The 14415-nt window shown below is 41.7% G+C and carries 12 protein-coding genes; 1 reads left to right on the forward strand and 11 read right to left on the reverse strand.

Annotation, left to right across the window (positions count from 1 at the left end; translation table 11 throughout):
• Position 1: 1 nt before the first annotated feature.
• Positions 2-1210, forward strand: a complete 1209-nt coding sequence (locus B8983_RS06275; protein ID WP_084283288.1) for an FAD binding domain-containing protein — start codon at positions 2-4, stop codon at positions 1208-1210.
• Positions 1211-1293: 83 nt separating this feature from the next.
• Here B8983_RS06275 and B8983_RS06280 read toward each other — a convergent pair whose 3' ends face one another.
• The 11 genes from B8983_RS06280 to infB all read right to left on the reverse strand — a co-directional run bounded on the left by B8983_RS06280 (position 1294) and on the right by infB (position 14412).
• Positions 1294-2175, reverse strand: a complete 882-nt coding sequence (locus B8983_RS06280) for a polysaccharide deacetylase family protein (protein WP_084283289.1) — start codon at positions 2173-2175, stop codon at positions 1294-1296.
• Between the two features lie 16 nt (positions 2176-2191).
• Positions 2192-2920, reverse strand: a complete 729-nt coding sequence (locus tag B8983_RS06285) for an ABC transporter ATP-binding protein (RefSeq protein ID WP_200806876.1) — start codon at positions 2918-2920, stop codon at positions 2192-2194.
• Positions 2910-3662, reverse strand: a complete 753-nt coding sequence (locus tag B8983_RS06290) for an ABC transporter ATP-binding protein (protein ID WP_084283290.1) — start codon at positions 3660-3662, stop codon at positions 2910-2912. The genes B8983_RS06285 and B8983_RS06290 overlap by 11 nt, the downstream gene beginning before the upstream one ends.
• Positions 3662-4600, reverse strand: coding sequence for a branched-chain amino acid ABC transporter permease (locus B8983_RS06295; protein WP_084283291.1), 939 nt, complete (start codon positions 4598-4600; stop codon positions 3662-3664). The genes B8983_RS06290 and B8983_RS06295 overlap by 1 nt, the downstream gene beginning before the upstream one ends.
• Positions 4597-5475 carry a branched-chain amino acid ABC transporter permease gene (locus tag B8983_RS06300; protein ID WP_084283292.1) on the reverse strand — a complete coding sequence of 293 codons (879 nt, stop codon included), beginning with the start codon at positions 5473-5475 and terminating at the stop codon, positions 4597-4599. The genes B8983_RS06295 and B8983_RS06300 overlap by 4 nt, the downstream gene beginning before the upstream one ends.
• Before the next feature lie 62 nt (positions 5476-5537).
• The gene (locus B8983_RS06305; RefSeq protein ID WP_084283293.1) at positions 5538-6806 is read right to left on the reverse strand and encodes an amino acid ABC transporter substrate-binding protein; all 1269 of its coding nucleotides are present in this window, start codon (positions 6804-6806) and stop codon (positions 5538-5540) included.
• A 409-nt stretch (positions 6807-7215) separates the two neighbouring features.
• Positions 7216-8142 (reverse strand): pseudouridine synthase, encoded by a 927-nt coding sequence (locus B8983_RS06310; protein WP_084283340.1) that lies wholly within the window; start codon positions 8140-8142, stop codon positions 7216-7218.
• Positions 8143-8173: 31 nt separating this feature from the next.
• The gene (gene typA / locus B8983_RS06315; protein WP_084283294.1) at positions 8174-9991 is read right to left on the reverse strand and encodes a translational GTPase TypA; all 1818 of its coding nucleotides are present in this window, start codon (positions 9989-9991) and stop codon (positions 8174-8176) included.
• Between the two features lie 23 nt (positions 9992-10014).
• Positions 10015-11049, reverse strand: a complete 1035-nt coding sequence (gene truB / locus B8983_RS06320; RefSeq protein ID WP_234986918.1) for a tRNA pseudouridine(55) synthase TruB — start codon at positions 11047-11049, stop codon at positions 10015-10017.
• Between the two features lie 3 nt (positions 11050-11052).
• Positions 11053-11421: a 30S ribosome-binding factor RbfA gene (gene rbfA, locus B8983_RS06325; RefSeq protein ID WP_084283296.1), complete on the reverse strand. Its 369-nt coding sequence runs from the start codon at positions 11419-11421 to the stop codon at positions 11053-11055.
• A 15-nt stretch (positions 11422-11436) separates the two neighbouring features.
• Complete coding sequence (gene infB / locus B8983_RS06330; protein WP_084283297.1) at positions 11437-14412, reverse strand: translation initiation factor IF-2; 2976 nt, start codon at positions 14410-14412, stop codon at positions 11437-11439.
• Positions 14413-14415 lie beyond the last annotated feature (3 nt).

Here is a 14415-nt window from a genome sequence, read left to right on the forward strand (position 1 = left end):
TATGGCAAAAATTATCATCGTAGGTGGTTCATTAGGCGGGTTATTTGCAGCAAATTTGCTGCATCATCGAGGTCATGAAGTTACCGTATTAGAAAAAGTAGTTGGCTCATTAGATGGACGTGGTGCCGGCATTGTTACCCACCCAAGCCTCATGCAGGCATTGACATTATGTGGCATTAAAACCGATAACAATATTGGGGTCCCAGTTGATCGACGGGTCACTCTAGACCAGTTAGGAAATGATATTGCAGAAATGACCTTGCCTCAAATTTTAACTTCCTGGAGTAAGCTTTATCATCTTCTAAAAGAAAATTTACCAAGTCATTTGTATCTAGATGGGAAGTCTGTAAAAGCGCTTGATCAAGATGACAATAGCTCTACCGTGCATTGTGAAGACGGCACCTCTTACACGGGGGATTTGGTGATTGCATCAGATGGTCTACGTTCCTCTGTTAGAAATTTACTTGCGCCAGATGTCGTGCCGGAATATGCTGGTTATGTGGCTTGGCGAGGTGTTTGTGATGAACACCTTCTCAGTAAACTCTCCTTAACAACCTTATTTGAAACCTTTGGTTTTGGACTTCCTCCAGGAGAGCAAATATTAGGTTATCCTGTGGCAGGCTCAAATAACAATATTCAACCTGGGTTTAGGCGTTATAACTTTGTTTGGTATCGCAAAACGAGTGATGCCGAATTAATTGATCTATTAACCGATGCCGATGGTAACTATTACCCCCAAGGTATTTCACCGATTAAAGTGAGTTGGAGAAACCTCGCAAAGATTAGAGACGCTGCACGAAAGACTTTGGCTCCGCAATGGGCAGAACTTTTAGAAAAAACAGCCCTAGTATTTTTCCAAGCAATTTACGACGTTTATTCTGAGAAGATAGCATTTCATCGTATTGGTCTCATGGGAGATGCTAGTTTTGTCGCCAGACCACACGTCGGCATGGGCGTTTCTAAAGCAGCGGAAGATGCGATGTGCATCTGCGATGTCATTGATCAATATGGCGCTAATGCAGAGGCTCTTCGTGCCTATGAAAAGATTCGTTTACCAGTTGGCCAACGAGTGATCGAACGCGCACGTTACCTAGGTGAATATATGACAGAACAAGGCCAAGAAGAGCTCAAAAAAGACTTACCTGGCATCGCCAAGCGTGTCATGTTAGAGACTGCGGTAGATATCTCTAAACAGCTACAGGAAGCCTAAGATGATTTAATTGCTCATCTGCCAAACTAAAAAGTCCAACAAATTACTCTGTTGGACTTTTTTTTAATTAGAGATTAAAAAACTTAAGCAGGGAACTGGGCCCGATATAAGTCATTAATATCCTTACCTGTACAGATGGTCGCACCCTCAGAGGCTTGAACATAATCCAAGAGTTTTTCAAAATAACCAATACGATGAGGTGCACCAGTGATGTAAGGATGCACACTGATAGCCATCACACGTGGAATCGTCTTACTATCTTGTAACAAGCGGTCAAATTGCTCTTTACCACGCAACAGCATCTCTTCGCCACGATTCATTTGCAATAACATCATCGGGATATCATTGGTTTCAACTGTATATGGCACTGAAAGAACCGGCTTAGGATTGGCACCAATCCAAGTAGGTTGATCATCAAGTGGCCAATCTGCCACATACTCAATACCAGCTGCAGACAGATGGTCAATGGTTACTTCAGTCTCCGTCAGACCTGGACTTTCCCAACCAACAGGACGTTGACCAGTAAAGCGCTCAATCGTGTCCATTGTTTTTTGAATGGTCGCTAATTGATCTTCTAATTTATGCATTGGTCCTTGAATATAGGAGTGTCCCATCATTTCCCAGTTGTGCTTCATTGCTGACTCAACTACTCTTGGGTAAGATTCACAAACAATGCCATTGGTAGCCAAAGTAGGCACAATGTTTCTAGCCACTAAAGCATCATATATGCGCCAGAAACCGACACGCATGCCATACTCATGCCAAGACCAGTTCGGTACATCGGGTTGAAGTGGTTGACCCATTGGTGGGCTTAGAACGGTTCTAGGCATTGGATTGGCCATCGTCCAATGTTCCACATTCACAATTAACCATACGAGTAAATTTTTACCGCCTGGAATTTTCCATTCAGGACGATCTACAATTGGCAAAAATGGTACACGATCACTAGCTAAAGCATAAGACATAAATTATTCCTTGAAATTACATACCCATATAAAGTTGACGAACTACGTCGTTATTCGCTAAATCCTTCGCACTGCCTTCAATCTTAATTTCGCCGTGAACAATCACATAACCACGATCAGCAATTCTCATTGCTTGAGTGAAGTTTTGTTCGGCCATTAAAACAGTAAGACCCTTTTGAACTTTTAACTCCGCTATTTTATCAATCATCTGCTTCACGATAATAGGAGCTAAGCCCACAGATGGTTCATCAATCAGGAGAATCTTGGGCATTGTCATAAGAGCACGAGCAAGAGCAACCATTTGTTGTTCGCCACCGCTCATACTGCCCGCTCTTTGTGTACGACGATCCCTTAACTTCGGAAAGACTTCAAAACAAAATTCCAAGGTTTCATTCACATGAGAACGCGCAAAAGGTCGAGAAGCTCCTAGCAATAGATTTTCTTCAACACTTAACAATGGGAACAGTCGACGCCCTTCTGGCACCATCGCAATTCCCAGATTAACGATTTCCTCAGGACTTAGTTTACCTAAATCATGCGTAACATCATCAATCACTGCAAGAGCTTGACCTGCAGTAGGTTTGACCAGACCAGCAACGACCTTAATCAAAGTTGATTTTCCGTTACCATTTGTACCAAGTAGAGCAACAGTTTCACCATTGCCAACTTCCATAGAAATGCCATGTAAGACTTGAACCGCACCATAGGCGGCGTTAATCTCTTTTAAGATGATCTTATTCGCCAAGATATGCCTTTATCACTTCAGGATTATTAATCACATCCTGGGGCAACCCATCGGCAATTTTATTGCCTGCCACCAGAACCACTAAACGCTCAGAAAAGCGCATCACTGCACTCATAATGTGTTCAATCATCAAGACTGAAACACCTTTTTCTTTCATACCCATAATAAGGTCTAAAATTTCATCAACTTCAGCCCCAGAAAGTCCCGCTAAAGCCTCATCAGCAATCAGAACCTTAGGATTTGCAGCCATTGCACGCGCTAACTCTAATTTCCTTAACTCTACTTGAGTCAGACTTGCCGAGACATGATCCTTCTTACCGAATAAACCAACGCCTTGAACAATATCAAGTGCTCGTTCTTCAGTGGTGCGAGTATCATCGGCATGCTTACGATCATTCCCAGAAAAATTCAGAACTACCATGATGTTTTCAAAAACAGACATCGTCTTGAAGGGTCTTGGAATCTGAAAACTACGAGCAATTCCAGCATGTACGCGAGCATGAGGAGGCAAACTGGAAATATTTTCACCAGCAAACTCAATCGTGCCACCATCAATTTTCAACATCCCAGAGATGCAATTAACGAGCGTACTCTTACCGGAACCATTCGGGCCAATTAAACCAACTCGTTCCCCCGGTGCGATGACTAAATCAACATTACTTAAGGCAGTAAAACCACCAAACTTCTTGGTTACTGCACTTACCTTGACTAAAGGCATTTGTGTCTGTGTTGTGTTTTCCATTATTTACCAGACCATTTCTTAAAAAATCCAACTAAACCGTTTGGCGCGAGTGTCACAAATAAAACCAGAACACCACCGACAATGAGTAGATTCCATGATGAAGAAAGCGTTACGGAAGCTATTTGCTGAATTGAGCCCAATAATAAAGCACCTAATAATGGACCAATCCAAGTCCCTAAACCACCCACAATTGGCATCGCAATACTATTCACCGCAAAAGAGAGATTAAAGGTTGCTGTTGGTTCCACATAGGTAATTAAGTAAGGGAAGGTTGTACCAGCCAAACCCATCAAAGCACCACTAATAGAAGTTGCCATCAGCTTTAATTTAAGGGTCGGAACACCGAGCCCCTCTGCCGCCATTTCGTCATCTCTAATGGCCATCAATCCTTGTCCAAGCCATGAGTGTTCAATGACTCTCGAAATAATGACTGAAATGATCGCCATAGCTAAAATCATAAAATATAGCCAATGCACATATGGACCTGTACCAATGGGTGACTCTCTAGAAACAATTACATAAACGCCTCGGGCACCGCCCAAGAAAGGTGTGTTTGTCACAATTGTCAACAACACCACTGACATCGCTAAAGTCGCAATTGAGAAAAATACGCCCTTGAGTCGTAAGGTAATATATCCCATACCAAGACCCACTAAACCAGCCATGAAAGTACCTAGTAGAATATTTACCCCTTGAGGGAAATGAAATTTATAGCCAACAATGGTCGAATAAGCACCAATGGCAAAGAAGGCAGCTGAACCAAAGTTTACATAGCCTGCATAGCCGCCTAGGATATTCCAAGCAACCGCTAAGATAACGAATTGCAACACGGAATATGCCGCAAAGAAGAAGTATTCTGATTGCACCCAAAACGGGAGTGACGCCAAAAATGGCACCACCAAAACCAGACCGAGGTAGAAATTACGATTGTTATTCATTTTCCAAAAATACCTTGTGGTCTAAACACTAACGTTAATAAAAGTAATCCAAATGAAACTGCAGGTGCCCAAGAAGGTCCTGCGAACGTAGCTGTCATACTTTCAGCAACACCTAAAATCATCGCTCCAAGTAAAGTACCTGTTAAATTACCCATGCCACCTAAAACCACGATAGCAAAAACTAATCCAATGTACTCGCGACCAGCAGATGGTTGTACTGATTGAATAATAATCAACATGGCACCACCAATTACCGCGGTAAATAATGAAAGACCAAAAGCATAGCCTTTAATTTTTACTGGATTAACCCCCATCAATTGGAGAGCCAAAGGATCTTGGGCAACAGCACTTACCGCACGGCCAAAATAAGTTTTCTTGAAAGCCCAACGAATTATCAGTAATAGTGCTACTGAAATGCCAAATGGTATCAGCAAACGATAGGCAACCGTAACGAGACCTAGATCAATCGTTTTATCTGTGTAACTCGTATTGACGTTACGATAATCCACCCCGAAGGCAAGAATCAAAATCATTTCAATGATGAATAAGATTCCGAAGAAAAATGCGAGTCCGCGCAATGAATCACCACCACTACCTTTTTCAAAACGGTCGTAGTAAATACGATAAATTAGATTACCCACTAAGAAAAAGAAGGGCCCTAAAATAAATCCAGCAAGGATCGGGTCAAAACCAAATTTTTCATTTAACCACCAGGTTAAGTAAGCACCAAGAATCACCATCGCTGGATGAGCGATATTGACGATATCAAGCATACCAAACGAGATAGATACACCCAAAGACAATGCAGAATAAAAACCGCCTAATAATAGGCCAGAGATAATTGCATTGATTAATAAATCAAAAGAAATGTCCATAAATCCACTAATATTTAAAAAAGCCCTCTAGCTAAAAAGCTAGAGGGCTTTAGAGGAAAGAATTACTGTTTACGAGCTTCTTCGTAAGGAGTACGAAGTTCACCAGATTTCAAGTCTTTAGGGAACATGATCGGTGCTTTACCAGGCTTACGGAATTGATCAATATCATTACCTGTCACACCTTTATATTGCACATACAAAGGACGACCAACCTTCCATTCGCCGTTATCAGCAAAAGTAATATCACCTACCACTGTTTTAAAAGTATTCTTGTGCATGTACTCAGCCATTTTTCCTTGGTCGAGACTACCTACTTTTTCAATTGCAGTTCCTAAAACTTCCATCATGGCGTAGCCGTAAGGTGGTAAGTAAAAACCTAAAGGATCAACACCCTCTTTTTCAGCACGACCTTGATATTTTTTCAAGAATCCTTCAACACCAGGAAACTTAATAGTTGGCTCTGGAACATAAAGTTCAAATCCAAGCACACCGTTAAGCAAAGGTCCTAATTGTTTCTTGACTGCAGCAAAACCTAAACCAATCATACCGCCACCGAAAACTTTAGTTTTCAAACCAACTTCATTGGCAGCGCGAATCATTCCAACTGTGTCTGGCGGATAAGAAGCCACAAATACTATATCTGGATTAGTTGCTTGAATCGCACGAATAACCGGTGCATAGTCAGTTGTATTGGGTGGATAAGTCTTGTCGTAAACAATCTTTAAGCCCATTTTTTTCGCGTTGATTCTAGCACCTTCTAAGGCCAATGCAGGGTACTCAGCATCACCACCAACTAAGGCTACTGTCAAAGGTTTTGGTTGTGCTTGCATTGCAGCTTCAAAGAAGCCATATGTCAAGCCAACAGCAGGATCTTCACCGTTAGGCATGACTTGGAAATAACGTGGGTAATTAAATTTTTGATTAACGGCAGTACCAAACAAACTTACAAATGTTAAGTTTCTTTGCATAATCGTCGGCATCGCCGGAGCGATTAAGTTTGTACCGTAACCAGATACTACTAAGTCCACTTTGTCAGATTCAATCAACTTGGTGTAAATACCAGGAACTAATGATGGGTTTGTTTGGTCATCATAAGTAACAAACTCCACCTTACGACCAAGTAAACCACCTTTAGCATTCGTGTCTTCACGCCAAATTTCCATCGCTAATTTAGCAGCTTTACCGTTTGCAGCCATCGGGCCTGTTTCTGCCATACCAAAGCCAATCCGAATTGGTGGCTTTTCTTGAGCACTAATTGAGCCAAGGCCCACTGTACCCATGATAGCTAGTGATGCTATCAAGATACTTCTACGAAAATTACCATGCAACATATTTATCTCCTTTGATAATTAATGATCAAATGCTAATCTATTTACAAAAAAATACCAGTTATGGAAAACCCTTATAGCAAATAAAATACGTTTAACAATTTGTCCATTCGCCATTCCATCAGCCACCAAACTCCTCAGTAAATAACTGTTTTTAATAAATAAAATTATTTAATTAAAAGTAATACATCAATTAAAGGACATTTATTTACTACTCAAAAAATGAATAAATATTAATATATTTATGATCAATTAAATAAAATTTAAAGATAAGTTTTTATTCATCGATCGTTCACTAGGATAAATTTGCTAACAAGCATTCTGAAGCAGGGGGACACACCCTTCCCTGTTAGTTATAACACCTTTAATAACTATCAGAAAGTTATGGTTTTCCCTCAACAGATGGATAAAACTAGTCAGCGCTATTCGGTGGCCAATTTAGCGACATCTTTGACTCAAAAGAATGATCTTTGCCAGTAATAGGATCTTTGAAGCTCAATTTTTTAGCACACAGTTGCAAGGGAGATTGATAGTCTCTTTGACTAGGAACCACATAATCCGCTAATTGTGGATAGATTTGATCACCCTGAATTGGTAGCCCTAAGGCATTCATATGCACTCGTAATTGATGTTTTTTACCCGTAATAGGTTCTAAACTATAGAGTGCCCATGTTTGAATCGTTTCGACCAAAGAAATGTTTGTGACCGAGTTGGGGGTACCACTAACTTCCTGCATTTGCATGAAGCGCTCAGCCGCTTCAATTCGACTAAAATGCGTGATCGGCCAATCATACTCATTCGAGGATCTTGCGATAGCTAAGTACTCTTTTTTGACTTGACGATTTCTGAACAAGGCCGCGTAAGTATCTCTAGTGTGCGCTTGTTTAGTAAATAAGACTAAGCCTGCAGTTTCTAAATCAAGACGGTGTACAGCGCTTAAATGGTCCACCTGGAGCCGATTTCTGAGTCGTACCAAGAGAGTTTCTTGTAAATAAGGGCCTATCGGTGTCACAGGTATGAAGTGAGGCTTGTCTGCCACCACAATCCACTCATCTTCGTAGATCACACTTTCGACGAACGGAATCTTCGCCTCAGCCTTTAATTCACGATAGTAATATAGAATTTGTTTAGGGGTGTAGGGAGCATTTGGCCAGACTGGCTTACCAAATTGATTAAGGACTCTCCCCTCTCTCATCCGAGTTTCCCAACCCTGGCGTGAGCCACGTGGAAATCTAATTTCTAAAAAATCAAGGATGGTTACGTAAGGTCCCTCTGGTAGAAAGACCTTACTAGCACCAACGCCATCACGAATGGGAATCTGAATATTAGACAAACTCATCATCCCCGTGTTAATACATCGTTAGACTCAATTACTCGCGTGAAGCTTTTTTACGCTCATGCTCTTTGAGGTAGCGCTTGCGCAAACGAATACTCTTAGGCGTTACTTCAACCAATTCATCATCAGCAATAAACTCTACTGCATACTCTAATGACATTTGGATAGCTGGCACAAGGCGGACTGCTTCGTCGGTACCAGATGCACGAACGTTAGTTAACTGCTTCCCTTTGATTGGGTTCACAACTAAATCATTATCGCGGCTATGGATACCAATAATCATTCCTTCATACAATGGATCACCCGGAACTACGAACATTCTGCCGCGATCTTGTAACTTCCATAAAGCGTAGGCAACTGCTTCACCATTGTCTTGACTGATGAGAACCCCATTATGACGCTCACCCAAAATACCATCTCTGACATCATCATAGCAATCAAATGTGTGACTCATCAGACCAGTTCCGCGAGTCATCGTTAGGAAATCCCCTTGGAAACCGATTAAGCCGCGTGCTGGAATGCGATATTCAAGACGAGTTCTGCCTTTACCATCACTGACCATATCTAATAATTCACCCTTACGCTTACCCAACTCTTCCATGACGGAACCTTGAGTAGTATCTTCAACGTCAACCGTTAAATTTTCATAGGGTTCTTTTTTGACGCCATCTTCTTCATGGAAAACCACTCTTGGACGTGATACAGCTAATTCGTATCCTTCGCGACGCATATTTTCAATGAGAATAGTCAAATGCAACTCACCACGACCTGATACTTCAAAAATCGTATCATCATCTGTCTGTTTAACACGCAACGCCATATTGGCTTTTAGCTCACGATCTAAACGATCACGTAATTGGCGACTCGTTACAAACTTACCCTCACGACCAGCAAGCGGACTTGTGTTTACCATGAAGTTCATGGTCAACGTTGGCTCGTCAACTTTTAACATTGGCAACGGATCTGGATGGTCCACCGCGCAAATCGTTGTACCAATAGAAATATCTTCAATACCGTTAATTAGTACGATATCACCAGCAATCGCCTCAGCAACTTGTTCACGCTCTAAACCTTTAAACTTCAAACATTGATTGACTCTGCCTTTGAAAGGAACGCCATCAGGGCCATTCATACAAATCACATCCATACCCGGTTTGATGGTGCCGCGAGAGATACGACCAACACCAATTTTTCCTACATAACTGTTGTAGTCAATTGATGAAATTTGAAATTGCAATGGGCCTGTGACGTCGTCATCTCGAACAGGAACATACTTCAATACCGTTTCAAACAAGGGGCGCATGGTTCCTTCTCTCACATCAGGAGTTAAACCAGCAAAACCATTCAAACCGGAGGCATAAACAATCGGGAAGTCTAACTGTTCTTCAGTTGCGCCTAACTTATCGAAAAGTTCAAAAGTAGCATTTTCAACGTACTCAATCCGAGCACCTGGACGATCCACCTTATTCACAACGACGATCGGCTTTAAACCCAACGCTAATGCTTTTTTAGTAACGAAGCGAGTTTGTGGCATTGGCCCCTCAACCGCATCAACAAGTAATAACACGCCATCAACCATCGATAAAACACGCTCAACCTCACCACCGAAGTCAGCGTGACCTGGGGTGTCAACAATATTAATGTGTGTACCATCAAACTCTACAGCACAGTTCTTGGACAAAATAGTAATACCACGCTCTTTTTCAAGGTCGTTGGAATCCATCACGCGTTCGGAAACCGCCTGATTTTCTCTAAATGTGCCTGATTGACGTAATAATTGGTCAACCAAAGTGGTCTTACCATGGTCAACGTGGGCAATAATTGCAATATTTCGAATCGCTCTTGTAGTCATCTTGTTACTCTCTAAAAATTAAACTAATGAATCGGTTTTGTTAAATGATGCCGAATGGATATGTCAGTTCCTAAAAATTGACCAGAATCACCTAATCCAAGTAGGTATTCCAACCTATCAGTGGCCATTAAACGTTTTGGATGTAATACCCCATTCTTGAGTTCTACTATTCCCATGAACATTTCTGGACCATTCTCTAAATGATAGATTTTGAATATGTTTGTTGCTGTCTCTTCCCCAGTTGAAATTTCTGAAGAATTTGGCAACTCAATGTCTTTTGCTGCAACCCTTTGCCCCATCTTAAAACGCAACGCTACTTCCTGATTCAAGATGATAGCGGGTAAATGCGTAATTAATGAGTCAACGGCCATTAAGTTTGGTGCAACTTTAATTTCTTCCTCAATTTGGGCATCTTCAATTTTGAGATGACCTATTTGAGTTCTGCGCAATGCGGTCAAATGCGCTCCACAGCCAAGTAACTCCCCCATATCGCTCACCAAACTGCGGATGTAGGTACCTTTGCTACAACTGACTTCTAATTCGGCATATGGAAAATCAACACTTCGCCATTTTAAATAACGAATATGTACCTCACGTGCAGCCAAATCAAACATTTCCCCTTCGCGTGCATAAGCATATAGAGGGCGACCGTCTTTCTTAATAGCAGAATACATGGGTGGCACTTGTTGTATTGCCCCCATAAAACTTGGACTAATCTTTTCTAAACTTGCCAAAAAGGCCTCAGGACTTGTATCACCATCGTAGGTACGCTGGTCGATGATTTTTCCTTCAGCATCGCCTGTTTCAGTTTTTACCCCAAAATGGATCTTTGTAATATAAGTTTTATCAGCATTAAATAAATCTTGAGAGTATTTTGTGGCCTCGCCTAAACACACGGCGAGTAAACCAGTTGCCAAAGGATCAAGCGTTCCCGTATGTCCAGCTTTATTAGCTAGGCAGGCGTGTTTAACGATCGTTACTGCTTTTTGTGAGCTGATTCCAAGAGGTTTATCAAATAACACTACCCCATCGGTCCAGCGCGGCATAGTGTCGCGCACGTTTTAGTCCTTAGGTTTTTCGGGGGCAGTGGTTAACATCGCTTGGTCAATTAATTGAGACATGGCTAAACCATTTTCAATCGATTGATCATGCAAAAAATGAAGGGTAGGAACTGTGTGAATGTGTAGTCGCTTAAACAATAAAGAGTGCAAATATCCAGCTTTTTCACGGAAAATTCTTAAAGCGACTTCCGGCTCAGCACCCAATACTGAAAAGTAAACTTTTGCATGCGCCAAATCAGGGGTTAACTCAACAGACTGAAGAGTTACTAAACCCATCGAAGGATCACGGATCTCGCGAGGAATAAGCTCCGCGAGATCACGTTGAATTTGATCGGCCACACGCTGATTACGATGTTTTGATGTTTTCATAAAGAATCAGAAGACTTATAAAGTTCTCGCAACTTCGGTAACTTCAAAGACTTCCAACTGATCACCTTCTTTAATGTCATTGTAGTTTTTGAGTGATAAACCACACTCAAGTCCTGCACGAACTTCTTTCGCATCGTCTTTGAAACGCTTCAAGGAGTCAAGTTCACCAGTCCATACCACTACATTATTACGCAATAGACGTGCTTTAGAAGTTCTCTTCACAACACCATCAACGACTAAGCAACCAGCAATAGAACCAATTTTCGAGACAGTAAATACCTGACGAATTTCAACCAAACCAGTGATTTCTTCTTTCTTATCAGGTGTTAACATGCCACTCATAGCAGCTTTTACTTCATCAACAGCATCATAAATAATGTTGTAATAACGAATATCCACACCGTTTGCTTCAGCTAATTTTCTTGCCAATGCATCTGCTCGTGAATTAAAACCAATGACTACTGCTTTCGATGCGACCGCTAAATTGATATCCGTCTCAGAAATTCCACCAACCGCAGCATGAACAATTTGTACACGAACTTCTGGAGTAGATAGTTTCATTAATGACTGAGATAAAGCTTCTTGTGAACCTTGCACATCAGCTTTGATAATAATTGGCAAGTATTTCGTTTCAACACTACCTTCACCAACATTTTCAAACATATTTTCAAGTTTGACAGCTTGTTGTTTAGCTAGTTTTACATCACGGAACTTGCCTTGTCTAAAGAGGGCAATCTCACGCGCTTTTCTTTCGTCAGCTACTACTAGAACATCTTCACCTGCAGCAGGAACTTCGGACAAACCTTGGATTTCCACAGGAATAGATGGTCCAGCCTCAGAACAAGGTTTACCATTTTCATCCAACATGGCACGCACGCGTCCAAATGACTGGCCGACGAGCAACATATCGCCACGTTTTAAAGTACCCGATTGAACTAAGATGGTCGCAACAGGGCCCTTACCTTTATCTAATCTAGCTTCGATGACAAGTCCTTTTGCGGGAGCATCTACTGAAGCTTTTAATTCGAGCACTTCTGCTTGGAGTAAAACGTTTTCAAGCAATTCATCAATACCGATACCTGTTTTAGCAGATACTGCAATAAATGGTGAATCACCACCGTACTCTTCAGGCACCACTTGTTCAGCCACTAACTCTTGTTTGACACGATCAGGATTTGACTCTGGTTTATCAATTTTGTTAATTGCAACAACAATAGGTACACCAGCAGCTTTTGCATGAGCAATCGCCTCCTTAGTCTGTGGCATTACGCCATCATCTGCCGCTACTACTAAAATGACAATGTCAGTAGCTTTAGCACCACGGGCACGCATTGCAGTAAACGCTTCATGACCTGGAGTATCTAAAAAGGTAATCATGCCTTTTGGTGTCTCAACGTGATAAGCACCGATGTGCTGGGTAATACCACCAGCTTCTCCGGATGCCACTTTAGAGAGACGAATTTTATCTAACAACGAGGTTTTACCATGATCTACGTGACCCATTACCGTTACAACAGGAGGTCTTGTAATTTCTACGGAATCATGTGCTTGTTGCCCTAGGTCAATTTCAGGATCGTCTAATTTAGCAGCATGTGCGATGTGTCCCATTTCTTCAACGATAATCATCGCCGTATCTTGGTCTAACACCTGATTAATACTAACCATTTGACCCATACCCATTAACAGCTTAATTACTTCGCCAGCTTTAACAGACATTTTATGAGATAGGTCAGCAACTGTAATCGTTTCCGGCACGTGAACATCACGAACAACTGGTTCGGTAGGAGCCACAAAATTTGTCTGAACATCAGACTGATGAGAGTTCGATTTTTTACGACCACCACCAGCTCTCCATCCGCCACCAATTCCACCAGAAGAATCGCCTCTAGTTTTAAGGCTAGACTTTTTCTTGACGCCCTCTTCTTGCCATGTAGATGATGTTTCTGCAGCTTTAATTAGTTTGCCAGTTGGTTTGACGGCTAATTTTTTCTTATCATCAGCAGTTTCTGTCTTAACAGGCTTATGAATCGTACCCTTTTTATCATCCGCAACTGGCGCCACAACGGGTGGCGGTGGTGGCGGTGCTTTTTTAATTCCGGGTGAACTCATCATTTGACGAATTGCTAAAGCTTCAGCTTCAGCAATTGCACGACGTTTACGAATCGACTCCAAGTCTGCTTCAGAGGTATCCTTGACAACAGGTTTCACTGGCTCTTTTACAACCGGCGCCTTATTTTCTTGAAGGACTGGTGGAATAACAGCGACTTTTTCTTCTGTACTGGCTACTTTTTCTGGTTCGATAACAAGTTCAGGTTTAGCAGCTTCAGCAACATTAGCAACCGCAGCCGTATCTTTAACATTCCTGTCCGTATCAGATATTACTGGTGAAGTTTTTTCTACTTTAATCTCAGTTGGCTTAGCCGTATTTTTAACTTGCAAAGCATTCACTTCAGAAGCTTCTTTTTCAGCAAGCTCTTGAGCGAGTTTTTGCTTTAATTTTCTAGCCTCGTTTGCAGCGTGCATTTCTGCTTCTTGGACCTTCAAAAGCTCAGCTTCGCGATTCGCTTCGGCTTCTCTTTTTAATAAAGCCTGCTCTTCATCTACCGAAATTGAAGGTTGAGCGACTTCGGGCAAGACCTCAGGAGTAACGACTTCAGGTGCTACAACTGGAGCAACGACTTCATCCTCGTGTTTAACGATTACTCTTTTTTTACGAACTTCAACCTGAACTGTTCTAGTTCTTCCAGCTGAGTCTGATTGACGAATCTCGCTAGTCTCACGTTTAGTGAGCGTGATTTTTTTTCTCACTACATCGGTTGCAACAGTTCCGTGAGATTTTTGCAAATGCTCTAATAAAACCCTTTTATCGTTTTCAGATATGTCATCTGATTCGGCGTTTTTGGAAATACCAGCAGCACGCAATTGTTCCAGTAAATTGTCGGTCGAACGTTTTAGCTCTTCAGCCAATGTCTTTACAGTTGTGGTCGCCATGCG

This window comes from Polynucleobacter kasalickyi (assembly GCF_900176405.1).
In the GTDB taxonomy this organism is placed as follows: Bacteria; Pseudomonadota; Gammaproteobacteria; order Burkholderiales; family Burkholderiaceae; genus Polynucleobacter; species Polynucleobacter kasalickyi.

Bases quoted from the DNA above. Each gene is read 5' to 3' on its own strand.
- B8983_RS06305 (WP_084283293.1), bottom strand. From the start codon at position 6,806: ATGTTGCATGGTAATTTTCGTAGAAGTATCTTGATAGCATCACTAGCT.
- B8983_RS06310 (WP_084283340.1), bottom strand. From the start codon at position 8,142: ATGAGTTTGTCTAATATTCAGATTCCCATTCGTGATGGCGTTGGTGCT.
- typA (WP_084283294.1), bottom strand. From the start codon at position 9,991: ATGACTACAAGAGCGATTCGAAATATTGCAATTATTGCCCACGTTGAC.
- B8983_RS06290 (WP_084283290.1), bottom strand. From the start codon at position 3,662: ATGGAAAACACAACACAGACACAAATGCCTTTAGTCAAGGTAAGTGCA.
- B8983_RS06295 (WP_084283291.1), bottom strand. From the start codon at position 4,600: ATGAATAACAATCGTAATTTCTACCTCGGTCTGGTTTTGGTGGTGCCA.
- infB (WP_084283297.1), bottom strand. From the start codon at position 14,412: ATGGCGACCACAACTGTAAAGACATTGGCTGAAGAGCTAAAACGTTCG.
- B8983_RS06300 (WP_084283292.1), bottom strand. From the start codon at position 5,475: ATGGACATTTCTTTTGATTTATTAATCAATGCAATTATCTCTGGCCTA.
- B8983_RS06275 (WP_084283288.1), top strand. From the start codon at position 2: ATGGCAAAAATTATCATCGTAGGTGGTTCATTAGGCGGGTTATTTGCA.
- B8983_RS06280 (WP_084283289.1), bottom strand. From the start codon at position 2,175: ATGTCTTATGCTTTAGCTAGTGATCGTGTACCATTTTTGCCAATTGTA.
- rbfA (WP_084283296.1), bottom strand. From the start codon at position 11,421: ATGAAAACATCAAAACATCGTAATCAGCGTGTGGCCGATCAAATTCAA.